Consider the following 26,379-nt stretch of genomic DNA (forward strand, 5'->3'; position numbering starts at 1 on the left):
GTCAACTTTCAATTTTCCCCAAAATAAAGGTCGAGTGGTAAAATTGTTCCAAAAAAATCCGATGAGTGGCAAAAATGGTTCACAAAAGTGGTAATTTATTAACAAAGTGGTTTTTAGTGGTAAAATGTGGTAATAATATTTATATATTTGAGTTATATAAATAAAACCTATCCATTTTGGACATTTATTTCTTTGGGACATTTAACTGCAAGGCCGATGCCAAGGGGCGTATCATGCTTCCTGTTGCGCTGCGCAATCAAATGACTCCGATCTTAAATGAAGGTTTTTTTATCAAGAAGTCGTATTACAATGAATGCCTTGAATTATATCCTGCGCAAGAATGGTATAAAATCATGGCAGAAATGGACCAGAATAACAGATTTGATGAAGAAAGCCAACTTTTTCAAAGAATTTTCATGGATGGTCTAAGACCGGTAGAAGTAGATGGTACCGGAAGACTTTTGTTGGCAAAGGACGTGATTTCCTTAGCGGGAATTACAAAAGAGGTGAAGATAGTGCCTATGCGAAAGCATTTGGAGATCTGGGATGTTAAGGAGTACGAGGCTACCATATCTATATCTAAGGAAGAGAAGAAGAATTTGGTAAAGCGCGTAATGCTGAACAAAAAAGACGATAAAGATGTATCATAATCCGGTATTGCTGAAAGAGACAGTAGATGGGTTGGACATCAAGGAAGATGGTATATATGTAGACGTGACATTTGGTGGTGGCGGTCACTCTAAAGAAATATTGAAAAGATTGGGGCAAGAAGGCAAGTTATATGCCTTTGATCAAGACGAAGATGCGCAGGCAAACGCGTTAGGTGATCCAAGATTTACGCTGATCGCGGAAAATTTTAGATACATCACCCAGTTTTTAAAGTTCTATGGCATTAGAAAGGTAGATGGAATCTTGGCGGATTTTGGTGTTTCATCACATCAGTTCGATCAAGCGGAACGTGGTTTTTCAACCCGTTTTGATGCAGATTTGGATATGCGAATGAGCAAGCGCAATACATTGTCTGCTTTTGATGTGGTCAACAAATATTCTTATGACGACTTAAGAAAAGTGTTATTTGAATATGGTGATATCAGAAATGCGAACGCCATGGCGAAAGTAATTGTTGCCAATAGGGAAGAAGAGCAGATCCAAACTACCGATGCTTTGAAAGTGGCATTAAAGCAGTTTTTGCCAGAGCACAGGCAGCATAAAATTTTGGCACAGATCTATCAGGCCATTCGCATAGAGGTGAATCAAGAGATAGCGGTGATCAAGGAGTTTTTGGAGCAGGTGCCGGGGTTGTTGAAAGAGAAAGGAAGGTTAAGTGTAATCAGTTACCACTCATTAGAAGATAGATTGGTGAAAAGATTCATAAGGGCCGGACAGTTTGAGGGGGAGCCCGAAAAGGATTTTTACGGGAATATAGATGTACCGTTAAAAAAGGTTGGTGGATTGATAGTGCCAACAAGAGAAGAGATAAAAGAGAACAACAGAGCACGTAGTGCTAAATTGAGAATAGCGGAACGCAATGGCGAAAAGTAAAGTGAAAACAGGTGTATTTGACCTTTTGAAGGGAAAATTTTTGGTGAGCGGCGACGCCCCTAAAAATTGGCTGTTCATTATTTTCATTTCTTTTTTGGCAACGGTAATGATCAGTAGCTCCCATAGCGCCGATCAAAAAGTACACCGTATTGCATTGTTGAACGAAGAGGTGAAAGAATTGCGTAACGAATTTGTAGATATGCGATCAGATGTGCAGCAGTTGAAGCTAGAATCGAACATTACCGGTAAAATATCGGAAAAAGGATTATTTCCTTCAGAAACTCCCCCACAGAAAATTAAAGTGAAATCTTTAAATGAAGAGGAGTAATGGCGGTAACGGATAAAAGCATATTAAAAAGGCTCTACATAGTGGCGGGCTGCATGGTGCTCTTTGCGGGCGCTGTGTTGTTTAAGCTGGTTTCCATACAAATTGTGGACGGTGAAAAATACCAGGCCCTTGCCGATACACGTACCGAGCGTATGTTCACGATCGAACCCAATAGGGGAAACCTATATTCAGATGACGGTAGTCTTTTGGCAACTTCGGTTTCTAAATACACCATCCGTTTTGATGCCGTAACCGTAAGCAACGAAGATTTTAAGGAAAACGTAAAACCTTTGGCTGATGCCTTGGCAAAGCAGTTTGGTAAAACATCTTCTCATTACCAGCAAATTTTAAGAAAGGCAAGAGAGAATAAAAATAGGTATGCGTTGATCGTACGCAACTTGGATTATTCAGATTACATGGCGGTTAAAAAAATGCCGCTATTTAATAAGGGTGCTTATAAGGGCGGATTGATCATTGAGCAGAAAACCAAAAGAGAGCATCCGTTGGGTAAAATTGCCGAGCGTAGTGTTGGGTATGAGCGTGTAGATGAAAATGGATATTATACCCGTGTGGGTATGGAAGGTGCCTTTGGTGAATATCTAAGGGGTATTTCTGGCAAGCGCTTAAAACAGAAAATCGCAAAAGGTCAATGGAAGCCTATTGGTAATGATAACATCGTAGAGCCAAAAGACGGTTATGATGTGTACTCTACCATTGATATCAATATACAGGATATAGCGCACCATGCATTATTGGGGCAGTTAGAGAAATATCAGGCAGATCATGGAACGGTAATCGTAATGGAGGTAAAGACCGGTGAGGTAAAGGCAATTTCAAACTTGGGTCAAACTTCAGAAGGTAAGTATTATGAACGTTTAAATTATGCGATAGGTGAATCTCACGAGCCGGGTTCAACCTTTAAGTTGGTGAATTTGGTAGCGGCCTTGGAAGATAAAATTATTGATACCAGTACGGTGATCGATACCGAGAAGGGGCGTTGGAAAATTTATAGACACTGGGTAAAAGATACCAAGCGTGGCGGTCATGGTAAAATAACCATGTCCAAGGCATTTGAAGTTTCTTCTAACGTAGCGTTTGCCAAAATGATCAATGACGGGTATAAAAGCGATCCGGAAAAATATGTAAACAGGCTAATGGCCATGGGTGTGCATAAAGAACTGGGCTTACCGGTTGTAGGTGAGGGCAAACCGGTATTGCGTTACCCAGGGGATAAAGGTTGGTCTGGACTGTCATTGGCACAAATGGCTTATGGTTACGAGGTTTCTATGACTCCCTTACAGACTTTGGCGTTTTACAACGCTATTGCCAATGATGGTGAAATGGTGAAGCCAAGGCTGCTAAAAGAGGTGAAGGAGTGGGACAAGACCATTGAGAAGTTCGATAAAAAAGTATTGAACCCTGCTATATGTTCAAAAGAAACGGTAAAAAAGGTACAGCAGATATTAAAGAATGTAGTGGAAAAAGAGCATGGTACGGGCCACGGTATGTATTCCAAGAATTTTTCCATGGCAGGGAAAACAGGTACTACGCAAACCAACTATGTGTCAAAAGACCGATCAAAGTACGAGTATATCTCATCTTTTGCAGGTTATTTTCCGGCAGACGAACCAAAATACTCATGTATAGTGGTAATTCATAAGCCAGATAAAAGTGTAGGGTATTATGGTGCAGATGTATCCGGGCCGGTATTTAAGTCCGTAGCACAGAAAGTCTATGCAACATCGCCATTAACCAGTGAGGTGGATGTCAAAGATGTGTTGGTGGCGGATAATGAGGATTCTCATAATGGCTACTATAAAAAAGCACAGCAGAAATATGCAGAGGTGCCCAATGTAAAGGGAATGTGCGGAATGGATGCCGTTGCCATTTTGGAGAATTTAGGAATTGAAGTAGAGGTGAAAGGGAACGGAAAGGTAAAGCGCCAATCGATCTCTAAGGGAACAGACTTGAAATCAGTGAAAAAAATAGTGTTGGAGTTGATATGATGCAATTGAAAGACATATTATATGGGGTGCGTATTACTGCTGTTAGCGGTACTACCACTTGTGATATAGCTTCGGTGCAGTTCGATTCCCGTGAAGTGCAAAAATCCGATGCCTTTGTTGCTATAAAAGGTACCATTACCGATGGGCATAAATATATAGATGCCGTAGTAAAAGCTGGCGCAAGAGCGATCATATGTGAAGAGTTACCTGCAACTATGGTAGATGATGTAACGTATGTACAGGTAGAAAGCGGAAATCAAGCATTGGCATTGATGGCTTCTAACTATTACGGTACGCCATCAAAAAATTTAAAGTTGGTAGGTGTTACGGGTACCAATGGTAAAACAACGGTATCTAGTTTGTTGTATCAACTGTTTAAAAAGGCAGGGTATAAAGTGGGGCTGTTGTCCACCATAAAAATTATGGTAGATGATACCGAGTTTCCTACAAAACATACCACACCCGATGCATTGGTGATCAACAAGCATTTAAAATTAATGAACGATGCCGGTGTGGAATATTGCTTTATGGAAGTGAGTTCACATGGTATTCATCAAAAAAGAACGGAAGGTTTGGCATTTGCGGGAGCAATTTTCACCAATCTTTCCCATGATCACCTAGACTATCATAAGACGTTCGCAGAATATCGTGATACTAAGAAAATATTGTTCGATCAGTTGCCAAAGACGGCTTTTGCATTGACCAATTTAGATGATAAGAACGGCTTGATCATGTTACAGAATACCAAAGCTAGAAAAGCAACGTACGCGCTAAAGAACTATGCCGATTATAGGGCGCAGATTTTAGAGAACCAGTTTGATGGTCAGTTGTTGAAAATCAATGACAACGAGCTGTGGTCAAAATTAATAGGTCATTTCAATGCTTACAATATGCTGGCAATTTATGCAACGGCAGATTTATTGGGCATGGATCAATTGGAAACCCTTCGCCTAATAAGTGAGTTGGAGAATGTAGACGGAAGGTTTCAATATTACATATCAAAAAATAGAATTACGGCAATAGTTGATTATGCCCATACGCCGGACGCCCTAAAAAATGTGCTTGAGACAATCAACACGTTGAGAACTGGAAATGAAAACGTCATCACCGTTGTGGGGTGTGGTGGCGATAGAGACAGATCAAAGCGTCCGGTAATGGGTAATATCGCAACGGAAATGAGCAATAAGGTCATTTTTACATCGGACAACCCTAGAACGGAATCGCCCACGGAAATCATCAACGAAATGGAAGCTGGGGTAGAGCCACAAAACGTAAAAAAGATGCTTTCCATTGAAAATAGGGAGCAGGCCATAAAGACAGCGTGTCAATTGGCGGCTGATAACGATATCATTTTAGTTGCTGGAAAAGGGCATGAAACCTACCAGGAAACCAACGGTGTTCGTGTTGAATTCGATGATTTTAAAATAGTAAAAGAGCTGTTGAGCAGCCTAGATAAATAACCAAAGCTTAAAAGCAAGAATAAAAGATTTTATGTTAACCTACCTGTTTGAATATTTGGAAAAACAATACCAGTTGCCCGGGGCTACGCTGTTTCAGTTTAGTACGTTTCGTGCGGCAATGGCTATTCTTTTTTCGTTGATGATCGCAACAGTGTACGGTAAGCGTGTAATTCTGTTCTTGCAGAAACAACAAGTAGGTGAAACTATTCGTGATCTAGGTCTTGATGGGCAAAAGCAAAAAGCGGGTACACCAACTATGGGCGGTGTGATCATTATTATGTCTACCCTGATCCCGGTGTTATTGTTCGCAAGGTTGGAGAACATTTATATTATGCTATTGACCTTTACCATGTTGTGGATGGGTGCAATTGGCTTTTTGGATGATTACATCAAAGTATTTAAAAAGAATAAAGAAGGTTTAAAAGGCAGGTTTAAGGTTTTGGGTCAGGTAACATTGGGGCTTATAGTTGGTGCAGTATTATACTTTCACCCAGAAGTGACCATGCGTGATCATGATAAGACCATAATTACACAAGAGTACACCGTAGAGCAGGTAAAGGGAGAGGAAATTAAATCTACCATGACCACGGTGCCGTTCTTTAAGAATAACGAATTTGACTATAGCAATTTAATTTCTTGGGCTGGAGAAGGGGCAAAAGAATATGCTTGGTTGCTGTTCGTCCCTATCATCATATTGATCGTAACCGCAGTATCCAACGGTGCTAATTTAACCGATGGTATAGATGGTCTTGCCGCAGGTACATCGGCAATTATAGTATTTACATTGGGCATTTTTGCCCTGGTATCAGGTAACATTATTTTCTCTGATTATTTAGATATCATGTACATACCAAGAGTAGGTGAGTTGTTGATATTCATTACCGCTTTTGTAGGGGCGCTGATCGGGTTTTTATGGTATAACGCATTTCCGGCACAAGTATTTATGGGAGATACGGGAAGTTTGACTATAGGTGGGGTTATTGCCGTGATCGCAATTATTGTGCGAAAAGAATTGTTGATTCCCGTGTTATGTGGAATCTTCTTTGCAGAGTCGCTCTCAGTTATGATGCAGGTAGGGTATTTCAAATACACAAAAAAGAAATTTGGCGAGGGTAGACGTATATTTTTAATGTCGCCCTTACATCATCACTATCAGAAAAAAGGGTATCACGAGAGTAAGATCGTAACCCGTTTTTGGATTGTAGGTATTCTATTGGCAATTGTAACTATAGTGACCTTAAAAATTAGATAATGGCACTTTTAGTAGTACTAGGCGGAGGGGAAAGTGGAGTAGGAACAGCCATTTTAGGGTTAAAGAAAGGATACGATGTATTTGTATCCGATAAAGGAAAAATAAAAGAGAAGTATAAAAACGTTCTTGAACATTTTGAGATTGATTGGGAAGAAGAACAGCATTCTGAAGACCGCATACTAAAAGCCGATTTGGTCATGAAGAGTCCGGGTATTCCGGATAAAGTACCCTTGGTAAAGCAGTTGGTGGGCAAAGGTGTTCCTGTAATATCAGAAATAGAATTTGCATCAAAATACACCGATGCAAAGATTATTGGTATAACCGGAAGCAACGGTAAAACCACCACTACCATGTTAACCAACCACATTCTGGCTAATGCCGGATTACATGTAGGTATGGCGGGTAACATTGGTGATAGTTATGCAAAAATGGTTGCGGAAAATGATTTTGAGTACTACGTACTTGAGATCAGCAGTTTTCAATTGGACGGCATTATAGATTTTAAACCACACATTGCCGTGATTACGAATATTACACCGGATCATTTAGATCGGTATGAGTATGAGTTTGAAAATTACATCGCATCAAAATTCAGAATAGCGGAAAACCAGGACGAAAACGATTATTTGATTTATGACGCAGATGATACGGTTTTGGTGGATTGGCTGAACAAGCACCCGGTTAAATCAAAATTAATGCCCTTTTCATTGAAAAAAGTAGTTGAACAAGGTGCATTTATAGAACAAAACGAGATAATAATAAAAACAACAACAGACACTATTAGCATGACGAAGAACACTTTGGCCTTAGAAGGTCAGCACAATGTAAAGAACACTATGGCAGCGGCAACAATTGCAAAATTGGTCGGCATTCGTAAAGAGACCATAAGAGCCTGTGTTTCTAATTTTCAAGGGGCTCCCCACCGTTTGGAAAAGGTGTTGAAAATACATCATGTGGAGTATATAAACGACTCAAAGGCAACTAATGTAAACGCTGCCTATTACGCATTGGATAGTATGAAAACACCTACTGTGTGGATCGTAGGTGGGGTAGACAAAGGAAATGAGTATATGGAGCTAATGCCATTGGTACGTGAAAAGGTAAAGGCGATTATATGCTTGGGTGAGAATAATGAAAAGATCAAGCACGTATTCGGTAAGGCTGTTGACCTTTTAGTGGAAACCTATGCTATGGAGGAAGCGGTAAAGGTTGCCTATAAAATTGCGGAACGTGGAGATACCGTATTGTTATCACCTGCGTGTGCAAGTTTTGATCTATTTAAAAATTATGAAGATCGCGGAGATCAATTTAAGAACTGTGTAAAAAACCTATAGGGTGTTGAATATATTCCAAAATATAAAAGGAGATAAAGCCATTTGGGCCATTGCGGCGCTTTTGGCCTTGTTCTCATTTTTGCCCGTGTACAGTGCCAGTAGTAATTTGGTATATGTAGTGGGCAATGGTACGCCGGTTGGTCACTTGGTAAAACATGCCATACTGTTGTTTTTAGGTTTTGGAATTATTTATGGGGTACATAAAATACCCACGCATTTCTTTAAGGGGCTTTCTATGATAGCACTGCCAATTGTATTGGTGTTGCTCATATTTGTTTTGGCACAAGGCACTTCCAGTGGTGGCACCAATGATAGTCGTTGGATCCGTTTGCCTTTGGTAGGCTTTGGTTTTCAGCCTTCGAATTTAGCGGCGGTAGTATTGATGATCTATGTAGCACGCTATTTTTCAAAGGTGAGGGATATTAAAATAACCTTTAAGGAAAGTATACTGCCATTGTGGTTACCGGTTTTCTTAGTGGTGGCATTAATATTGCCCGCTAACTTTTCAACGGCGGCCATTGTATTCTCTATGGTGATGGTATTATGTTTTTTAGGAGGATATCCAATGAAATATTTATTGGGGATCGTGGGTACGGGAATACTGTTTTTATCCATTTTCATATTAACGGCGAAAGCTTTTCCGGATTTATTCCCGAATAGGGTAGATACATGGATGAGCCGTATAGATAGTTTCTCTAATCCGGATGATACTGAGGGCACATATCAAATAGAGCGTGCCAAGATTGCGATAGCAACCGGTGGTATTGTAGGTAAAGGAGCAGGTAAGAGTGTACAAAAGAACTTTTTGCCACAGAGTTCATCAGATTTTATTTACGCGATAATCGTAGAGGAATATGGTCTAGTAGGCGGATTCATTTTAATGCTTTTTTACATGTTCTTGTTGTTTAGGATAGTGGTAGTGGCAAATGGCTGTGCAACCATATTCAGCAAATTGTTGGTGTTGGGTGTTGGGTTGCCTATAGTGTTTCAGGCATTGATAAATATGGCGGTAGCGGTAGAGCTGTTTCCGGTAACGGGGCAAAATTTACCATTGATCAGTAGTGGAGGTACCTCTAGTTGGATGACCTGTTTGGCGATAGGCATCATATTGAGTGCAAGTAATAAAAGTATAGCCCAGGAGAGTGCTTCTGGCAATGATGTTGATATAGACGAGACTAACCCTTTAGAGATTTTAAGTGGGCAGTTATAAGTTTATTTTGTCGGGCGGAGGTACCGGCGGACATATTTATCCGGCGATAGCCATAGCGAACGAGTTGAAAAGGAGGTATCCAGATGCTGAATTTTTGTTCGTTGGTGCGAAGGATAGAATGGAGATGGAAAAAGTACCGCAAGCGGGGTACAAAATAGAGGGATTGTGGATTACGGGAATTCAGCGAAAACTGACCCTTAAAAATCTACTATTTCCAATAAAATTGATAAGTAGTTTAATGAGAGCAAATAGCATCGTATCGAAGTTTAAGCCCCATGCCGTAATTGGTACAGGTGGTTTTGCTAGTGGTCCGCTGTTAAAAATGGCGACGACGAAGGGTATTCCTTGTGTATTGCAAGAGCAGAATTCCTTTGCGGGTATTACCAATAAACTATTAAAGGATAAAGTGGAGAAAATCTGTGTGGCCTATGAGGGTATGGAGAAGTTTTTTCCAAAAGACAAAATAGTATTGACAGGTAATCCTGTTAGGTCAGATTTGGTGGAATTGAAAGCTACCAAAGAAGAAGCTTTAAGTTTTTTTGAATTGACCGCCAATAAGAAAGTGCTGTTGGTGTTGGGTGGCAGTTTAGGGGCTAGGCGCATAAATCAATTAGTGGCGGATCATTTAGCATACTTTGAAGATTTGGGATTACAGGTAATCTGGCAATGTGGTAAAGGGTACTATGAAACCTATAAAACCCATCAGTCGGCTAATATAAAAGTACATGCCTTTTTGAATTCTATGGATAAAGCATATGTAGCGGCAGATTTCATTATTTCAAGGGCAGGTGCAGGTGCGGTGTCAGAACTGTGTTTGGTAGGAAAGCCTACATTTTTTATTCCGTCACCTGTGGTGGCAGAAGATCATCAGACTATGAATGCATTGGCATTGGTAAAACAGGATGCGGCAGTAATGATCAGGGAAAAAGAGCTTGATGAGCAATTTAAGATGCAGTTTGAATCGGTCTTTAATACATCGGAAAAGCAAGAGGAATTATCAAGGAATATCAAGGCAATGGCATTACCGAATGCTACGGCTGATATTTGTGATGAAATAGAAAAATTAATACAATAAAATGAACGTAGCGCAAATACATAGAGTGTATTTTATTGGCATAGGAGGCATTGGTATGTCTGCTTTGGCGCGTTATTTTGCGTTCATAGATAAAATGGTTTCCGGATACGATAAGACCGAGAGTCCGTTGACCCAAGAACTGGCAGCTTCTGGTATGGATATTCACTATAAGGACAGTATTGACCTAGTGGCAGAAGTGTATAAGAATGACCCGGAACATACCTTGGTAGTGTATACGCCCGCGGTATCATCAAACCATACGGAATATCAGTTCTTTTTACAGAATGGATTTACCATTAAAAAACGATCAGAAGTATTGGGTCTAATAACCAAAGACTCTTTTTGTTTGGCAGTTGCAGGAACACATGGTAAAACGACCACCTCTAGTATTCTGGCGCATTTGTTAAAAGAAACAGGTGTAAAAATGACCGCTTTCTTAGGTGGCATATCAGAAGATTTCAATAGTAATTTCTTGTTGGAAGGAACGGAATATTCTGTTGTTGAGGCAGATGAATTTGATCGTTCATTTATGCAATTGACACCAAATGTAGCCTGTGTGACCTCTATGGATGCAGATCATTTGGATATTTATGGAGATGCCCAAGAGCTGGAAAAAACATTTAAGGATTTTACCAAGCGGTTAAAGCCGGGCGGCACCTTATTTGTGCGTAACGGGTTACCTTTAAAAGGGTTGACCTATGGTATAGAAGACGATTCGGATTATTGCATCCGGAACATAAAAATAGAACATGGCACCTACATATTCGATTTGGAGACCCCCGACCTCAAACTAGAAGGGGTTGAATTTAACAAGCCAGGAAGGCATAATCTGCTCAATGGTTTAGTGGCTTTTGCGATGGCGATGCAAGCAGGTCCCCCGCCGCATCGCCTTGCACAGGCATTGTCTACCTTTAAGGGAGTACAAAGAAGATTCTCATATCAGATAAAAAATGATGATTTCATTTATATCGACGATTATGCGCATCATCCTACTGAGATCAATGCGGTTTTTGAAGCCGTCTCGGAAATGCATCCCAATAAAAAAGTGTTGGCAATTTTTCAACCGCACCTGTTTTCAAGAACACGTGATTTTGCGAACGAGTTTGCACAAAGCTTGTCACGTTTTGAAAATGTGCTGTTGTTAGATATATACCCTGCTAGGGAAGAGCCTATTACAGGGGTAGATTCAGAATGGTTGTTAGGTAAAATGACAAACGGTAATAGAAAATTAATTTCAAAGGAACAAATGCTTTCTGAGGTAAAAAATCAAAATCCAGAAGTATTGATAACAATGGGAGCCGGAGATATAGGCTTGGAAGTAGTGAAAATAAAAAAAGAAATGTCTTATGCGGGTTAATTTGGGCTTTGTAAAATTAGCGGCGTTGATACTTGTAATCACTGGGCTGTACGCTTTTTCTAACGAAAGAAATAGTGCAAAACAGGTGGCCGGTATGAAGGTAGAATTCATTGGTGACCAAAATTTGTACCTCACTGAAGGGACGGTTAATAAATTGTTAATACAAAATTGCGGAGGGCTCAAAAATGTGCCTAAAGAAAATATAGTTTTGAATACTGTAGAAAAGGCCCTTGAGGCCAATGAAATGGTGAAAAGTGCCCAGGTCTATCTTACAATAGATGGCGAGCTTACGTCGAAAATAGTTCAACGGAAACCAATCGGACGCATAGAAGGGGATAAAAAGTTCTATTTAGATGATGAAGGAAAGAGAATGCCGCTTTCCAATAATCATTCAGCTAGAGTTCCCATTATAACAGGCAATATCAGTGGTAAAAGCCTTGAGGATGTCTATGTCATATTGGAACATATAAATAAGGACGATTTTTTTCGAAAATCGGTAATAGGTATTCACGTTCAAGGTGATAGTGAATATCAATTACGGTTAAGGCTTAATAATTTTGTTGTAAACATAGGCGGTATTGAAGACTTAGAGGCCAAGTTCAGCAATTTTAAGGCATTTTATGCCAAAGCGAACAAGGATGAAACCTTGGAGGATTATGCGGTAGTAAGTTTAGAATTCAATAACCAGGTGGTGTGCACTAAAATATAATTAAAATGGAACAAACTAAATATTCAGTCGGGTTAGACATAGGAACAACGAAAATCGTTGCCATAATCGGTAAGCAAAACGAATATGGTAAAATTGAGATTTTGGGTATAGGTAAGTCCAAAAGTTTAGGTGTGCACAGAGGTGTGGTTAATAATATAACACAGACCATAAAATCTATACAGCAAGCGGTTGAGGAAGCAGAGGCAAACTCAGGGCTTAAGATCGGTTCTGTAGTCGTTGGTATTGCCGGGCAACATATAAGAAGTCTGCAACATAGCGATTATATCACGAGAAAAGATTCTGAGGAAGTCATAGATGAAGATGATGTGGATATGTTATGTGGTCAAGTGCACAAGTTGATCATGCTTCCTGGTGAGGAGATTATTCATGTATTGCCACAGGAATACAAAGTTGATGGACAAGCGGAAATCCGTGAGCCTATTGGTATGTACGGTGGTAGGTTAGAAGCTAATTTCCATGTAGTAGTTGGTCAGGTGGTTTCTATAAAGAACGTTGGGCGTTGCATTAAGAGTGCAGGTTTAGATCTAGGTAACATTACGTTAGAGCCTTTAGCTTCATCTGATGCCGTTCTAAGTCAAGAAGAAAAAGAGGCAGGTGTAGCATTGATCGATATAGGAGGTGGTACAACTGATCTGGCTATTTTCAAAGATGGCATTATTAGGCATACCGCAGTAATACCTTTTGGTGGTGGTGTTATTACCGAAGATATTAAAGAAGGCTGTTCCATTATTGAAAAACAGGCAGAATTATTAAAAACAAGATTTGGTTCTGCATGGCCGGGTGAAAATAGGGATAATGAAATTGTATCTATACCAGGATTACGTGGTAGAGAGCCAAAAGAGATTTCTTTAAAGAACCTTTCTAAGATCATACATGCACGAGTTGTTGAAATTATTGAGCAAGTGTATGTAGAGATCAAAAACTACGGTCACGAAGAGCAAAAGAAAAAACTGATTGCCGGTATTGTGCTTACAGGTGGTGGAAGCCAATTAAAGCATTTAAAGCAATTGGTGGAATATATTACAGGAATGGATACTCGTATTGGGTACCCTAACGAGCATTTGGCGGGCGATTCTGATGAAGAAGTTGCTAGTCCGTTGTACGCAACCGCTGTTGGTCTTTTAATGAACGCCATTAAGAACCAAGAGAAGTTGAAATTAACACAGGAAGAAATTATACAAGAGCAGGAAGAAGAAGAATTGGTGTATGCAGAGCATAAAACGGAGACCGTAAAACGCCCTGATATACATAAGGAAAGAAAATCTGTTTTTGATAAATGGACTGAAAAGTTAAAAGAATTTTTAGATAACGCAGAGTAATAAGCATAGCATAAGAATACATAACCAGTAATAATTAGAATATGAGTAAGAACAGCGAATTTGATAATATCTCCTTTGATCTGCCAAAGAATCAAAGCAACGTCATAAAAGTCATTGGTGTAGGTGGTGGTGGTAGTAATGCCATAAACCACATGTTCCAGGCGGGTATCAACGGAGTTGATTTTGTAATCTGTAATACTGATTCACAGGCCTTGGATAATAGTCCGGTGCCTAACAAAATACAGTTAGGTGTATCATTGACAGAAGGTTTGGGTGCTGGTGCCAATCCTGAAGTGGGTGAGCAAGCGGCCATGGAAAGTATGGAAGACATAAAAGGTATGTTGGATACGACTACCAAAATGATTTTCATTACTGCTGGTATGGGCGGGGGAACAGGAACTGGTGCTGCTCCCGTAATTGCCAAGTTTGCAAAGGAAATGGATGTTCTTACTGTAGGTATCGTTACAATGCCGTTTCAATTCGAAGGTAAAATGCGAGTTGAACAGGCACAATTGGGTATTGAAAAATTACGTAAAAATGTAGATTCGCTAATCGTAATTAACAATAACAAATTAAGGGAAGTGTATGGTAACCTAGGTTTTAAGGCCGGGTTCTCAAAAGCTGATGAAGTATTGGCAACTGCAGCTAGAGGTATAGCAGAGGTTATTACACATCACTACACTCAAAACATAGATTTACGTGATGCTAAAACGGTATTGTCCAATAGTGGTACCGCTATCATGGGATCGGCAATTTCATCTGGTTCTGCAAGAGCTAATGAGGCTATTATGAAAGCATTGGATTCACCGTTATTGAACGATAATAAGATCCAAGGAGCTAAGAATGTATTGTTATTAATCGTTTCCGGTGCACAGGAAATTACTATTGATGAGATTGGTGAAATCAACGATCATATTCAAATAGAAGCTGGCTACGGTGCAAACATTATTATGGGTGTAGGTGAAGATGAAAGCTTAGGAGAAGCTATAGCCGTAACCGTAATTGCAACGGGGTTTAACATTGAACAGCAAGATGATATTGTAAATACCGAATCAAAGAAAATTATTCATACGTTAGAAGACGGCCAACGTGCAGAGGCAATGTTGTTATCTAACCAAAAAACAGTTCATACTTTAGAGATGGACGATGAGGAAGAGGAGGTAAAAGAAGTCAAACCCGTAAAAAAGTATGAGTTCGTTGAGGAAGATGATTTTGATTTGATTCCTACAACGAACTACATCAGGAATTTTAATGTTTTTTATGAGGAAGTATTAGCGGAGAATGTCTCTGAAGAAGACTTTGTAATAGTAGACGCTCCAACTTCATTGAGAGATATAGAAGTTGTTGACCCACAGGAATTAAAAGTTGAAGTTGAAGATGAAGATGATAGATTTGCTACCAACTTTCAATATTCCAAGAGAGAGGAAGAGGAGAAGGAAAACGTAATCATGTTTGACCTTCATGATGAAGTTAAGGATATTGATGTCAATGATAGCATTGAAATTGTTCCTGTGTTGGAGTATAATAAAAACGGGGAAAAAAGATATAGTTTAGATGACTATATGAAATTGGAAAGTAAGCTTACAGGAGCAAAATCCAAAGCTGAGGAATTTGAGCCAAAAGTTGTGGAAGATGAGCTTATTTTTGAAAAGAAGACCGTAGCTCCAAGAAGAGAGGTGCAACCGGAAGAGGAGCTGGATCCTTTAGATACCCCTATTGAAGAATTATTGAGGGAAAGAGCTGATGAACGTAGACGTAAGTTGAAGGATTTTAATTATAAGTTCAAGAACAACGCACCAACAAGTTATGATGAGAAGAAACCTGCTTATCAAAGACAAGGTGTTAATTTAGAGGATAGTCCGCGCGAAAAAAAAATCTCTAGAACCTCGTTAAGTGGAGATAGCAACGATGATATTCAATTAAGATCTAATAACTCTTTTTTACATGATAATGTAGACTAACACTGCATGTGTAGTAATGTATTAAACCCGAAAACTAAGTCAGTTTTCGGGTTTTATTTTTTATCTTCGCAGACCAAAATATAGAAGAAATGGGTTTACAGCAAAGAGTAATGGAGCAGTTGAAATTAGCTATGAAAGCAAAGGATTCAGTAGCGCTAGAATCGCTTAGAGCTATTAAATCTGCGTTATTGGTAGCGAGTACTAGTGGCGGATCAGAAGTAACTGAAGAAGATGAAATACAGATTGTTCAGAAACTGGTAAAGCAGAGAAAAGACAGTGCTGCAATTTTTATAGAGCAGGGTAGACAAGACCTTGCTGATCCTGAGTTGGCACAGATTGCTGTAATCGAGCAATTTTTACCAGAACAACTTTCTGAAGAAGAAGTTGAGAAAGTAGTTGTACAGACAATTGATGCTATTGGCGCTTCTGGAATGAAGGATATGGGTAAAGTAATGGGCATAGTGTCTAAAGAACTTGCCGGCCAAGCAGATGGTAAATTAATTTCTACGATTGTAAAGAAGAAATTGGCATAACATAGAATTAGCAGAATTTTGGTTTTGCTAATTGCTAAATGTATAATGGCCTCGTGGCGCAACTGAATAGCGCATCAGATTTCGGCTCTGAGGGTTGGGGGTTTGAATCCCTCCGGGGTCACTTAAATGTAAGGTCTTGCTTTTTGCAGGACCTTTTTGATTTATATTATGTACTACGTTTATGTTTTAAAAAGTGAAGTAGATGGTCGTTTATATAAAGGAATGACTAATAATCTTCAAAAAAAGAATAGTGGAACATAATTCGGGAAAGAACAAATCGACCAAGGGGTTTTTACCTTGGGTTTTAGTTTATAAAGAGGAGTTTAAAACTAGTGTTGAAGCAAGAGCTAGAGAAAAATATTTCAAATCGGGTATCGGTCGTGAGTTCTTGAAAAGTATTCTTAAGAATTAATTTAGCGCATCAGACCTGCCTGCCGGCAGGCAGGTTTCGGCTCTGAGGGTTGGGGGTTTGAATCCCTCCGGGGTCACAAGTAAAAAGCCACATCTGAAAAGATGTGGCTTTTAAATGATATATATTTAATAGATTTAATCTCTATTAATATCGAAAACAATGCCTTCTTTGTGCATTTGAATCATTTCACTTTTAGAATATCCATAAGTGATTTCAGAATAATTTTCTTCCTTATCAATTTTATAGATTCTGGACTTTTTTGATATTTCAAAATCGTTCAAGGAAAGAAATAAACTATCTGTTGTTACTTTTTCAAGTCGCATGGTAGAATAACTACCGTTATTTGCTTCATACTCATAAATATCACCAACAGCGGGCTGAGTTAGGTATAATTTTGTATCCTCTTTATTCTTGCCGCTAGAGTAAATAGCAAATACTATTAACAGAGCAAAAATTAATAGACCCGAGAACTGCCAAATTGGACCTTTAGCCTCTCCTTTAATATTTTTATACTGCATTTTAAGAGCTTCGGGCATCTGTTTAGGACTTAAAGTCTCTTTGCAATGTGTGCAGTAAGAACTACCACTTTTACCCAATGGGAAAACAGGGATCCAAAAAACATGTGCGTGCCTTCTGTAAATATTAATGTAAATAGTATCTTGATTACTGCAATGTTGACAAGTAATGTTTCTTGTTTTTACGGAATCAAGACTAGCTGATCCAGTGCCAAAAAATATCATAATGGAAGGTTTAGTAGTTAAGTACTCTACATAACGTCCATATATATTACCTATTGTTTATAATGATTATTGTCTGTTAAAAGTCAGTGGATTACGTAGTCACAGAGCTTAGAACAATATTTTTTACAATCATTTTAGCATGTATTCTTGAGTTTTCAATAAACCATTTATGAGTTTCCATACCACCACATATTACCCCGGCCAAGTATAACCCAGACACGTTGGTTTCCATGGTTTCTGGATCGTATTCAGGGAGTTTTTTATCATCTTCACTAATGTTTACGCCTAATTTTTCTAAGAAACTAAAATTGGGTCTATATCCGGTAAGTGCTAAAACAAAATCATTTTCAATTTCTTCCTCGCCCGTATCAGTGTTCAAAAGGATACTGTCATTGGTAATGGCTTTAACCGTTGTGTTGAAATAGGCTTTAATACTTCCTTCCTCTATACGGTTGATGATATCTGGTCTTACCCAATATTTTACACGTTGACCAACTTCTGGACCTCTAATGATCAGTGTAACTTCTGCACCTTTTCTGTAACATTCCAAGGCAGCATCAATTGCAGAATTGCTTGCCCCTATAACTGCAACTTTTTGTCCGGAATAGTAATGTGGATTATCGTAATAGTGAACAACCTTTTTTAAGTCTTCTCCCGGTACGTTCAGTAAGTTGGGCAGGTCATAGAAACCGGTTGCTACCACAATTTGCTTTGAGGTGTATGTATTTTTGTTGGATGTGATAGTGAATGTTTCTCCTTTTTTTTGGACGTTCTCTACCTTTTCGAACAAATTTATATGCAACTTATTTGAAGTAACAATTCGCCTGTAGTATTCTAATGCCTCGTCTCTTTTAGGTTTTGCTTCTTTACTGATAAATGGTATTTCATCTATCTCCAATTTTTCCGATGAAGAGAAAAATTGCATATTGCTAGGGTAGTGGAAAAGGGAATTTACAATAGGTCCTTTTTCAATGATCAGATAAGAAAGTCCGTTTTTTTTAGCCTCTAATCCGCATGCAATACCAATTGGTCCTCCGCCAACGATGACAATATCAAATTCAGTTTTCATCCCTTTAAATCTTTAATAGTAGTTGTTGGGTCTTCGCTTTTAAAAACAAAACTACCGGCAACCAAAATATCTGCGCCGGCATCAACTAATTTTTGAGAGTTGGCCGTAGTAACACCACCATCAATTTCAATCAAAGCAGACGAATTTTTTCTGGTAATCATCGCCTTTGCAGCTTTTATTTTATCATAAGTGTTTTCAATGAACGATTGTCCACCAAAGCCAGGATTAACGCTCATAATCAAAACCACATCAATATCTTGAATAATATCTTCTAAAAGAGATACGTTGGTATGCGGATTTAACGCTACACCTGCTTTCATGCCCAAAGCTTTAATGGCTTGTATAGTTCTATGTAAATGAGTGCAGGCTTCATAATGAACGGTTAGAATATGCGCTCCAAGTTTTGCAAATTCTTCCAAATACCTATCTGGGTCAACAATCATTAAATGTACATCTAAAGGAATTGTGGCATGTTTTTGAATAGCTTTAACTACGGGCATACCATAAGATATGTTTGGAACAAAAACGCCGTCCATGACATCTATATGGTGATACGTTGCCTCACTGGCATTCACCATTTCTACATCTCGTTGTAAATTACCAAAATCTGCAGCTAAAAGAGATGGCGCTATGCTTGCCTTTTTCATTTTATAAAACCTTTATTGTTCAGTACAAAAATACGGATTTGAAATTCGTTCTACAGTTGTTTTAGATTTGCTTTAACTACGATCAATCAATTGCCGTGCCGCCACTTTTTATGAGAATAGGATTTACCTTTGACTTGTATTTGTCAAAAATTCCGTTCAATTTGTTCAATTCTATAGTGAGTTCTGCCGATAACTCTTCATGCACTTTGTAAGCACCGTTTGTTGGTTTTGCTTCTCCAGATTCTACACTTCGGCGTAAAGATGCCAATCTGTTGTTGAGTTTAATAGGGAAGTTCAAAGGATCTTGACCTGATTGATTTTTAACTTGGTAAAGAGCTTCTTCAACTTCAGTGATCTCACCTAGAAATGGCGTTACGATCGTTTCATAATCAGTAGCTTCAATATCTTCTTTAGCATCGTGAAGTTGCTTTTTGATATCACGTATTTTGATTACCGTTTCATTAGCAGTAGAGGTTTTTTCCATAATTTTATTGGAAAGCTCAAATTGCTCATCCAAATCTTCTTTTGTAATGCCTTTTAGATTTGGGTCCATTTCTATATTGAACGAATAGGTTTGCTCATAATTTCCGGACTTCATTTTAACCTTGTAAGAACCTATGGGGGCTTTTGGACCTCTGGCAGGTCTTGCGCTCCAAATGATCATTCCGTCAAATGTTGTAGCTCCTGTGTATCTCATATCCCAGGTGAACGTGTTTATCCCTTTTGCGGTGGTTGGCTTTGTAGAGCCTCCTTTTAGCCAATAGGGTAAATTAGGGTCTACTTCGTATTTTGGTTTGCTACCGGTAAAGGTGTTGATCAATTTGTCATTTGCGTCGAAAATTTCAAAGGTGATGGTATCTTTTTCTTCTTTAAGATAATACTGAATAGAAGCATCGGTAACACCTCTAATAGCGTTGGTAGGTTTAAAAAGAATAGCTTCTTGTTTAACCATTTCCGGGGAATACTGTCTTAGGGGTTGAATATCATCTAAAATCCAGAAGCCTCTTCCGTGAGTACCAAGAACGACATCATTGTCTTTAACTACCAAATCTCTTACCGGTGTATCTGGTAATTTAAGTTGAAGGCTTTGCCAAAGTTCACCATCGTTCATAGAGAAATATACGCCATGTTCTGTTGCTAAAAATAAAAGTCCCTCCCTTACTGGATCTTCACGAACAGCTCTTGCAAAATGCCCGTCTGCAATACCATTAATAATTTTAGTCCAAGTTTTACCATAATCATGGGTTTTAAATACATAGGGTTGCCTGTCGTCTACTTGGTATCTATTGGCTGCTACGTATAGCGTACCAGGGTTGTGTAGGGATTCGTCAATAATACTTACCCTTGAAAATTTAGGTAATTCTTTTGGCGTAATATCTGACCAATTTTTGCCACCGTCTCTCGTAATATGTATTTTTCCATCATCTGATCCTGCCCATATGGTATTAATGTCATGATTAGATGGGGCAAGCGCAAAAACGGTTGAGTAAATTTCAGGACCGTTCATATCCATGGTAATGATACCTCCGGTCTTTCCCAAAGTAGATGGGTCTGCATAGGTAAGATCAGGACTTATTTTTTCCCAAGATTGACCATCATCGGTAGTTTTCCAGACATGCTGGGAGCAGGTATACATTACGTTTTCATTTTGTGGCGCAAACATAATAGGGAAGGTCCATTGCCAACGTTCTGGCAAAGCACTTGCCGGTTCTCCAGAGAAAAACCGTGGATACACCTGTATATCCCTAGATTGGCCGTTACTACGATCATACCTAGTTAGGAGTGCACCTTGGCTACCTGCATAAAATATATCCAAGTTGGTAGGGTGTTGGGTGATCCACCCGCTTTCACCACCTCCTACGGCATATGCCCAACCATCCCCTTGACCTCTTGCCTGCATATGGCCCCATCCATCACTTGGTACGGCAATGGTACTATTATCTTGTTGAGCACCAGCCACATGGTAAGGTACATCGTTTGTGGTCATTACATGATATAACTGTGTTGTGGTGTAATCTTCCTCTGTCCATGATTTACCACCGTTAATACTTACCACGCCACCGCCATCGTTTGATGAGATCATTCTATTAGGATCGTTAGGGTCTATCCAAAGATCATGATTATCACCATGTGGAACTTTAATTTCAGTATCAAAAGTTACCCCACCATCCGTAGACTTCCAAAAATCAACATTTAGTCCGTATACGGTTTCTTTATCAACAGGGTCGGCGTAAATTCTAGAATAGTAAAATGCGCGTTGTCTTAGTTTTCTTTCGTCATTGGTTTTGGTCCATGTTTTACCGGCATCGTCCGATCTAAAAACACCACCTTCATTAGCTTCTACAATGGCCCATACACGGTTAGAATCTGCAGGGGATACCGTTACACCAATTTTACCTAACGGTCCTGCGGGCATACCTGGGTTATTAGACAGATCACTCCAGGTTTCTCCGCCATCGGTAGATTTCCATAGTTTACAATCCGGACCACCGCCCCACATTTTCCAAGCTTTACGTTGAACTTGCCAAGTGCTGGCGTATAAAACATTTGGGTTGTTACGGTCTATAATTAAATCTACAGCACCCGCCTTATCGCTAACATATAAAGTTTTCTTCCATGTTTTTCCACCATCAATACTTTTAAAAACGCCCCTTTCTTCATTGTCGCCATACGGATGGCCCAATGCCGCTACATAAACAATATTCTCATTTGTGGGGTGTATTCTGATTCTTGAAACAGCTTGGGTTTCTTCAAGACCTAAGTGTTCCCAGGTTTTACCGGCATCAGTAGATTTGTAAACACCATCACCTTGAGTAATACTTCCGCGCAATTGAACTTCTCCCATGCCTATATAAACAATATCTGGGTTGGTTTCGGCAACCGCAACCGCACCAACGGAAGAGCTGGTTATTTGCCCGTCTGTAACAGGTTCCCATTCGTTACCACCATCAGTGGTTTTCCATAATCCGCCGCCCGTTGCTCCAAAATAATACTCATTAGGTCTGCTAGGGCTGCCCGTGGAACCAAGCGATCGACCTCCACGTACGGGGCCAATATTTCGCCATTCCAAATTTTCATAGAAAGCTTTGTCGATTACAACATCTTGAGTATTATTTTTTGCTTTCTTTTTCTGCGCAAATACAGTAGAGGTAAAGGAAAAAAATAGAAGGACAACAATTGCCGAAATTTTCGAGTTCATAAGAGTCGTTGTTTGGTGGATAATTTGAATAATTGGTTGCTTGAAAATAAGCATTTAATCTGCGAATAATTGGGTAAAGGAAAATTTTAACGACTTGTGAATCCTATTAATGCGATAAGCGATTATTACGCCGTTTTGCTTTAGAATATTCTAAAAATGAAGTGCTTATTTTATCAAATGTATATGCAGGGAATATGATGCAATTTTTATAAAATCAGCTCTGAAAAGTAAAGTCAATCGGGCTTTAGCTGATTTGTCTTAAACCTTCATAAATAGAAATAGCAACAGCATTTGCCAAATTAAGACTTCTAATATGTGTACTGTATAATGGTATCTTAACCGTGTTTTCTTGATGTTTGTTTAATAAGGTCTTAGGTAGCCCAACAGATTCTTTTCCAAAAACTAAGAACATGTCATCTTCAAAATCAATTTCCCAATGATTTTTGGTTGCGGTAGCAGAGAAGAAAATCATTTTTTTGTCATCATGTTCTTTGAAAAACGCATCTACGTTTTCATACATGACCACATTAAGATGTTGCCAATAATCTAGCCCCGCTCTTTTTAAACGTTTATCGCTTAGCTCAAAACCAAAAGGTTTAACCAAATGTAAGGTAGAACCAGTGCCAAGTGCCAATCTGCCAATGTTACCAGTGTTGTTAGGAATTTCAGGTTCTATAAGTACAATATGAAAGCCCATTATTTTTTAAAGGATTGTAAGTATAAATGTTCTACTTTTTCTCTGGCCCATGGAGTTCTACGTAAAAACTTTAAACTTGATTTTATAGAAGGGTTACTTTTAAAACAATTGATATTTACTTGTCCTGCTAAATCTTCCCAAGAGTATTTCTCCTTAAGTTCTTCTAAAATGGTCACGAGCTTTACACCGTGAAGCGGGTTATTGGGCTGAGAATCTGAACTCATATGATTGGATTATATTATAAATAATACTCATTTTTGAAAGGCAACGTACATGGAAAGTGCAGGAACCTTAATGGTATCTTTTACTAATTGTAAACCTTCAAAGTCAAAGGTACTACCTGAAACGACTTTATGCCAAATGCCTTCAATTTTATAATCTATTTTTTTGTTTGATGCGTTATAAATGACCAGTATTTTCTGCCAATTGTCATTGTTTGCATTGTGATCAATAATGAAAGAAACAAGGCTATCATTGGTCTGTTGGAATTTTACTTTTTCGCGAACTTCTTTTGCATTAGTAATATGAAATGCAGGATGTTCTTTTCGTAAGCGAATTAAGTTTTTGTAGTATTTGAACACTTCCTGATACTCAATTTTCCAATTCCAGTTGATCTGATTAATGCTATCTGGCAGGTTATAGGAATTATGTTCCCCATTTTTAGTACGTAGCATTTCTGCACCGGCATGTAGAAAAGGAGTGCCTTGTGAGGTCAGTACGATGGCATTCGCTAATTTATCCATGGCTATTAACGTTTCTACGTCAGCATCTGGTCTTGAAATTTTCAGTTTATCAAAAAGTGTGTGGTTGTCATGGCAAGAGACATAATTTATAGATTGCCAAGGTTCATTGGTCCAAGGGGTATTTGAATAATTAATACTGTTGTAGTTAACATCAGGATGCTGAATAGCTCCTGCAATTCCAAATTTTATGGACTCTTGTTTATTCTTGGCACCACTTACGAAACCTAAACTCTGGTCATCAAAAACAGATCCTTTTAGTCCATCACGTAAATCGTCATTAAAAGCTGCAATTTTTGGTAATTGTTGCATGTGTTTTTTAAGAGCACGCTTTTCTTCCGGTAAAGGAGAATCTCCTGCGGTCCACCCTTCACCGTAAAGTAATGCATCGGGGTTTAATTTTAGAACGGCATCAGCAACATTATTCATGGTCTCAATGTCATGAATGCCCATTAAATCGAACCTAAAACCATCAATATGATATTCTTTGGTCCAATAGGTGGTAGATTCTATCATGAATTTGCGCATCATACTACGTTCAGAAGCAGTTTCATTACCGCAGGCAGCGGCATCTGAATAAGATCCGTCTTGCCAATGTCTGTAATAATAACCGGGAACTTCAAGATTAAAATTAGAAGTATCGGTTCTGCCCGTATGGTTGTAAACAACGTCCATAATTACACCTATGCCATTGTCATGAAAAGCTTTGATCATTTGTTTGAATTCCCTAATACGTACTTCCGCATTAAATGGATCTGTTGAAAATGAACCTTCTGGAACGTTATAATTGTTAGGGTCGTACCCCCAATTAAATTGCGGTGTATTTAAATTGGTCTCGTCAATAGCGTAGTGATCAAAAGTGGGTAAAAGATGCACATGTGTAATACCCAGTTCCTTTAAATGGTCAATACCTGTGGATACATTATTATTTCCAGTGGTACCTTTTTCGGTTAACCCTAAATATTTACCCGGATAGAATGAACCAGATTGTGGGTGTATGGTCATATCACGCACATGTAGCTCATAAATAATGGCTTCATTTGGTTGTTTTAACAGAGGAGAACGATCATTGTGCCACCCAATAGGATTAGTGGATTCCATATTTGTCACCATGGCTCTATTGCCGTTAACACCTACTGCTTTCGCATATATACCGGGAGTTTCATTTAACCATTTATTGTTGTGCTTTACCTGGTAAGTGTAGTATGTTCCATTCAAATCTCCTTGAACTGCTATGTGCCATACGCCAGTGGTTGACTTTTTAAGGGAATATATATCAAAAGCTTCAACATCATTACCTTTTTTATATAATCTTAATATTACTTCTTCTGCATTTGGGGACCATAGTTTAAATGAAGTGGAATTTTTACCATAGGTAATCCAGAGATTTTCATCAACAGGCGTAGGGTAGCTGTTAAATTCTTTGGAGTTATCAGATATTTTACACGAATTAAACAATAGTAGGATTATTAGAATCAGTGATATGTGCCTCATTAGCATGGTAGTAAGCTCCTAAGATAGGCAAAGATCGTTAAGAATTTTACAAGGGGTAATTTTTAGAAGATGAATTATAGTAACCTTTATAAATGAAAAAACTCCGGTAATCAGCCGGAGTTTATTCATCAATCAAAAAACGAACAGTCATGATAAACTGTTGTTACCGTTAAAATTACAACTAATATGCCAATATTGCCAATTTAAGGAAAGATTAACGTGTAATTTTATAACTTTATCGCATTGAATTCTTAACCCAAATACGTTTTCAATATTTTACTTCTAGAAGTATGCTTTAATCTTCTTATCGCTTTTTCTTTAATTTGACGAACTCTTTCTCTTGTAAGATCAAAAGTTTCGCCAATTTCTTCCAATGTCATAGAATGCTGACCTGCAAGACCAAAGTATAAACGGATAACATCTGCCTCACGAGGAGTCAAAGTTTCTAAAGCACGCTCAATTTCTGTACGTAAAGACTCATGTAACAATTCTCTATCTGGGTTTGGCGACTCACCACTACGAAGTACATCATAAAGGTTAGAATCTTCACCATCGATAAGAGGAGCATCCATAGATACGTGTCTACCTGAGTTTTTCAATGATTGTTTTACATCATCAACGGTCATATCCAACTCTTTCGCAATTTCTTCTGGAGAAGGCATTCTTTCATGCGCTTGCTCTAAAAAGGCAAAAGTTTTGTTGATCTTATTGATAGAACCAATTTTGTTCAATGGCAAACGAACGATACGAGATTGTTCTGCCAAAGCTTGTAATATAGATTGACGGATCCACCATACGGCGTATGAGATAAATTTAAAACCTCGCGTTTCGTCAAAACGCTGTGCAGCTTTGATAAGACCAAGGTTTCCCTCGTTAATCAAATCCGGTAAAGTAAGTCCTTGGTTTTGGTACTGCTTGGCAACTGACACCACGAATCTGAGGTTGGCTTTGGTAAGTTTTTCAAGAGCGATCTGGTCGCCTGCCTTGATGCGTTGTGCCAACTCTACTTCTTCATCAGCGGTAATCAAGTCCACTTTTCCAATTTCTTGTAAGTACTTGTCCAAAGATGCGGTCTCTCTATTGGTGACCTGTTTTGTAATCTTAAGCTGTCTCATTAAAATAAATTAAGTTCAATTTGCATAGACTGCATATACTTATACGTAAAAATCTTTCGAATGTTACAATTCAATAAAAAAAAGTTCATTTTTCCGTTGAACTACATAAAAAAAGCCTCAACTGATTAGTCGAGGCTTTAAGAATAAACTTACAAAGAG

Annotated in this window: 23 protein-coding genes and 1 tRNA gene; 16 read left to right on the forward strand and 8 right to left on the reverse strand. The window is 38.7% G+C overall.

Annotation, left to right across the window (positions count from 1 at the left end):
• Nucleotides 1-176: 176 nt before the first annotated feature.
• The 16 genes from CSC80_RS19025 to CSC80_RS19100 all read left to right on the forward strand — a co-directional run bounded on the left by CSC80_RS19025 (nucleotide 177) and on the right by CSC80_RS19100 (nucleotide 16,519).
• Nucleotides 177-650 (forward strand): division/cell wall cluster transcriptional repressor MraZ, encoded by a 474-nt coding sequence (locus tag CSC80_RS19025; protein ID WP_074669845.1) that lies wholly within the window; start codon nucleotides 177-179, stop codon nucleotides 648-650.
• On the forward strand, nucleotides 640-1,542 hold the full coding sequence (gene rsmH / locus CSC80_RS19030) for a 16S rRNA (cytosine(1402)-N(4))-methyltransferase RsmH (RefSeq protein ID WP_099193485.1): 903 nt from the start codon (nucleotides 640-642) through the stop codon (nucleotides 1,540-1,542). The genes CSC80_RS19025 and rsmH overlap by 11 nt, the downstream gene beginning before the upstream one ends.
• Nucleotide 1,543: 1 nt before the next feature.
• Nucleotides 1,544-1,870, forward strand: coding sequence for an FtsL-like putative cell division protein (locus tag CSC80_RS19035; RefSeq protein WP_058106075.1), 327 nt, complete (start codon nucleotides 1,544-1,546; stop codon nucleotides 1,868-1,870).
• Nucleotides 1,870-3,876 (forward strand): penicillin-binding protein, encoded by a 2,007-nt coding sequence (locus tag CSC80_RS19040; protein WP_071340150.1) that lies wholly within the window; start codon nucleotides 1,870-1,872, stop codon nucleotides 3,874-3,876. Before CSC80_RS19035 ends, CSC80_RS19040 begins: the two co-directional genes overlap by 1 nt.
• A complete protein-coding gene (locus CSC80_RS19045) occupies nucleotides 3,873-5,336 on the forward strand; it encodes a UDP-N-acetylmuramoyl-L-alanyl-D-glutamate--2,6-diaminopimelate ligase (RefSeq protein ID WP_099193486.1) in 1,464 nt (487 codons plus the stop codon). Before CSC80_RS19040 ends, CSC80_RS19045 begins: the two co-directional genes overlap by 4 nt.
• Nucleotides 5,337-5,367: 31 nt before the next feature.
• Nucleotides 5,368-6,588: a phospho-N-acetylmuramoyl-pentapeptide-transferase gene (gene mraY / locus CSC80_RS19050; protein WP_099193487.1), complete on the forward strand. Its 1,221-nt coding sequence runs from the start codon at nucleotides 5,368-5,370 to the stop codon at nucleotides 6,586-6,588.
• Nucleotides 6,588-7,922, forward strand: a complete 1,335-nt coding sequence (gene murD / locus CSC80_RS19055; RefSeq protein ID WP_074669840.1) for a UDP-N-acetylmuramoyl-L-alanine--D-glutamate ligase — start codon at nucleotides 6,588-6,590, stop codon at nucleotides 7,920-7,922. Before mraY ends, murD begins: the two co-directional genes overlap by 1 nt.
• 1 nt (nucleotide 7,923) lies before the next feature.
• On the forward strand, nucleotides 7,924-9,132 hold the full coding sequence (locus CSC80_RS19060; RefSeq protein WP_058106027.1) for an FtsW/RodA/SpoVE family cell cycle protein: 1,209 nt from the start codon (nucleotides 7,924-7,926) through the stop codon (nucleotides 9,130-9,132).
• On the forward strand, nucleotides 9,119-10,207 hold the full coding sequence (gene murG / locus CSC80_RS19065; RefSeq protein WP_099193488.1) for an undecaprenyldiphospho-muramoylpentapeptide beta-N-acetylglucosaminyltransferase: 1,089 nt from the start codon (nucleotides 9,119-9,121) through the stop codon (nucleotides 10,205-10,207). Before CSC80_RS19060 ends, murG begins: the two co-directional genes overlap by 14 nt.
• A gap of 1 nt (nucleotide 10,208) precedes the next feature.
• Complete coding sequence (gene murC / locus CSC80_RS19070; RefSeq protein WP_099193489.1) at nucleotides 10,209-11,564, forward strand: UDP-N-acetylmuramate--L-alanine ligase; 1,356 nt, start codon at nucleotides 10,209-10,211, stop codon at nucleotides 11,562-11,564.
• A complete protein-coding gene (locus tag CSC80_RS19075) occupies nucleotides 11,554-12,273 on the forward strand; it encodes a cell division protein FtsQ/DivIB (protein WP_099193490.1) in 720 nt (239 codons plus the stop codon). The genes murC and CSC80_RS19075 overlap by 11 nt, the downstream gene beginning before the upstream one ends.
• A 5-nt stretch (nucleotides 12,274-12,278) precedes the next feature.
• Nucleotides 12,279-13,613, forward strand: coding sequence for a cell division protein FtsA (gene ftsA, locus CSC80_RS19080; RefSeq protein WP_099193491.1), 1,335 nt, complete (start codon nucleotides 12,279-12,281; stop codon nucleotides 13,611-13,613).
• A 41-nt stretch (nucleotides 13,614-13,654) separates the two neighbouring features.
• A complete protein-coding gene (gene ftsZ / locus CSC80_RS19085) occupies nucleotides 13,655-15,574 on the forward strand; it encodes a cell division protein FtsZ (protein ID WP_099193492.1) in 1,920 nt (639 codons plus the stop codon).
• A gap of 89 nt (nucleotides 15,575-15,663) precedes the next feature.
• Nucleotides 15,664-16,107, forward strand: a complete 444-nt coding sequence (locus tag CSC80_RS19090) for a GatB/YqeY domain-containing protein (RefSeq protein WP_058106033.1) — start codon at nucleotides 15,664-15,666, stop codon at nucleotides 16,105-16,107.
• Between the two features lie 47 nt (nucleotides 16,108-16,154).
• Nucleotides 16,155-16,228 (forward strand) — tRNA-Arg (locus CSC80_RS19095).
• A gap of 129 nt (nucleotides 16,229-16,357) precedes the next feature.
• A complete protein-coding gene (locus tag CSC80_RS19100) occupies nucleotides 16,358-16,519 on the forward strand; it encodes a GIY-YIG nuclease family protein (RefSeq protein ID WP_343224361.1) in 162 nt (53 codons plus the stop codon).
• A gap of 134 nt (nucleotides 16,520-16,653) precedes the next feature.
• On the opposite strand, the gene CSC80_RS19105 is transcribed toward CSC80_RS19100, so the two are convergent.
• The 8 genes from CSC80_RS19105 to CSC80_RS19140 all read right to left on the reverse strand — a co-directional run bounded on the left by CSC80_RS19105 (nucleotide 16,654) and on the right by CSC80_RS19140 (nucleotide 26,220).
• The gene (locus CSC80_RS19105) at nucleotides 16,654-17,259 is read right to left on the reverse strand and encodes a hypothetical protein (RefSeq protein WP_143751773.1); all 606 of its coding nucleotides are present in this window, start codon (nucleotides 17,257-17,259) and stop codon (nucleotides 16,654-16,656) included.
• A 91-nt stretch (nucleotides 17,260-17,350) separates the two neighbouring features.
• A complete protein-coding gene (locus CSC80_RS19110; RefSeq protein ID WP_099193494.1) occupies nucleotides 17,351-18,328 on the reverse strand; it encodes a YpdA family putative bacillithiol disulfide reductase in 978 nt (325 codons plus the stop codon).
• The gene (gene rpe / locus CSC80_RS19115) at nucleotides 18,325-18,975 is read right to left on the reverse strand and encodes a ribulose-phosphate 3-epimerase (RefSeq protein WP_071340138.1); all 651 of its coding nucleotides are present in this window, start codon (nucleotides 18,973-18,975) and stop codon (nucleotides 18,325-18,327) included. Before rpe ends, CSC80_RS19110 begins: the two co-directional genes overlap by 4 nt.
• An 82-nt stretch (nucleotides 18,976-19,057) precedes the next feature.
• Nucleotides 19,058-22,174, reverse strand: coding sequence for a glycosyl hydrolase (locus CSC80_RS19120; RefSeq protein WP_099193514.1), 3,117 nt, complete (start codon nucleotides 22,172-22,174; stop codon nucleotides 19,058-19,060).
• 244 nt (nucleotides 22,175-22,418) lie between these two features.
• A complete protein-coding gene (locus CSC80_RS19125) occupies nucleotides 22,419-22,871 on the reverse strand; it encodes a tRNA (cytidine(34)-2'-O)-methyltransferase (protein ID WP_074669832.1) in 453 nt (150 codons plus the stop codon).
• Nucleotides 22,871-23,095 carry a VF530 family protein gene (locus tag CSC80_RS19130; RefSeq protein WP_099193495.1) on the reverse strand — a complete coding sequence of 75 codons (225 nt, stop codon included), beginning with the start codon at nucleotides 23,093-23,095 and terminating at the stop codon, nucleotides 22,871-22,873. Before CSC80_RS19130 ends, CSC80_RS19125 begins: the two co-directional genes overlap by 1 nt.
• 27 nt (nucleotides 23,096-23,122) lie before the next feature.
• The gene (pulA, locus tag CSC80_RS19135) at nucleotides 23,123-25,069 is read right to left on the reverse strand and encodes a type I pullulanase (protein ID WP_180268645.1); all 1,947 of its coding nucleotides are present in this window, start codon (nucleotides 25,067-25,069) and stop codon (nucleotides 23,123-23,125) included.
• Between the two features lie 287 nt (nucleotides 25,070-25,356).
• Nucleotides 25,357-26,220 (reverse strand): sigma-70 family RNA polymerase sigma factor, encoded by an 864-nt coding sequence (locus tag CSC80_RS19140; protein ID WP_058106041.1) that lies wholly within the window; start codon nucleotides 26,218-26,220, stop codon nucleotides 25,357-25,359.
• Between the last annotated feature and the right edge of the window lie 159 nt (nucleotides 26,221-26,379).

Origin of the sequence: Maribacter sp. 6B07, from assembly GCF_002700155.1 — a bacterium.
Taxonomy (GTDB): Bacteria; Bacteroidota; Bacteroidia; order Flavobacteriales; family Flavobacteriaceae; genus Maribacter; species Maribacter dokdonensis.

Excerpts from the sequence above, each read along its gene's own strand:
- CSC80_RS19130 (WP_099193495.1), bottom strand. The coding sequence starts at position 23,095 with ATGAGTTCAGATTCTCAGCCCAATAACCCGCTTCACGGTGTAAAGCTC.
- CSC80_RS19110 (WP_099193494.1), bottom strand. The coding sequence starts at position 18,328 with ATGAAAACTGAATTTGATATTGTCATCGTTGGCGGAGGACCAATTGGT.
- ftsA (WP_099193491.1), top strand. The coding sequence starts at position 12,279 with ATGGAACAAACTAAATATTCAGTCGGGTTAGACATAGGAACAACGAAA.
- CSC80_RS19075 (WP_099193490.1), top strand. The coding sequence starts at position 11,554 with ATGCGGGTTAATTTGGGCTTTGTAAAATTAGCGGCGTTGATACTTGTA.
- CSC80_RS19120 (WP_099193514.1), bottom strand. The coding sequence starts at position 22,174 with ATGAACTCGAAAATTTCGGCAATTGTTGTCCTTCTATTTTTTTCCTTT.
- rsmH (WP_099193485.1), top strand. The coding sequence starts at position 640 with ATGTATCATAATCCGGTATTGCTGAAAGAGACAGTAGATGGGTTGGAC.
- CSC80_RS19090 (WP_058106033.1), top strand. The coding sequence starts at position 15,664 with ATGGGTTTACAGCAAAGAGTAATGGAGCAGTTGAAATTAGCTATGAAA.
- murC (WP_099193489.1), top strand. The coding sequence starts at position 10,209 with ATGAACGTAGCGCAAATACATAGAGTGTATTTTATTGGCATAGGAGGC.
- mraY (WP_099193487.1), top strand. The coding sequence starts at position 5,368 with ATGTTAACCTACCTGTTTGAATATTTGGAAAAACAATACCAGTTGCCC.
- CSC80_RS19125 (WP_074669832.1), bottom strand. The coding sequence starts at position 22,871 with ATGGGCTTTCATATTGTACTTATAGAACCTGAAATTCCTAACAACACT.
- murD (WP_074669840.1), top strand. The coding sequence starts at position 6,588 with ATGGCACTTTTAGTAGTACTAGGCGGAGGGGAAAGTGGAGTAGGAACA.
- CSC80_RS19140 (WP_058106041.1), bottom strand. The coding sequence starts at position 26,220 with ATGAGACAGCTTAAGATTACAAAACAGGTCACCAATAGAGAGACCGCA.
- ftsZ (WP_099193492.1), top strand. The coding sequence starts at position 13,655 with ATGAGTAAGAACAGCGAATTTGATAATATCTCCTTTGATCTGCCAAAG.
- rpe (WP_071340138.1), bottom strand. The coding sequence starts at position 18,975 with ATGAAAAAGGCAAGCATAGCGCCATCTCTTTTAGCTGCAGATTTTGGT.
- CSC80_RS19040 (WP_071340150.1), top strand. The coding sequence starts at position 1,870 with ATGGCGGTAACGGATAAAAGCATATTAAAAAGGCTCTACATAGTGGCG.
- CSC80_RS19045 (WP_099193486.1), top strand. The coding sequence starts at position 3,873 with ATGATGCAATTGAAAGACATATTATATGGGGTGCGTATTACTGCTGTT.
- CSC80_RS19105 (WP_143751773.1), bottom strand. The coding sequence starts at position 17,259 with ATGATATTTTTTGGCACTGGATCAGCTAGTCTTGATTCCGTAAAAACA.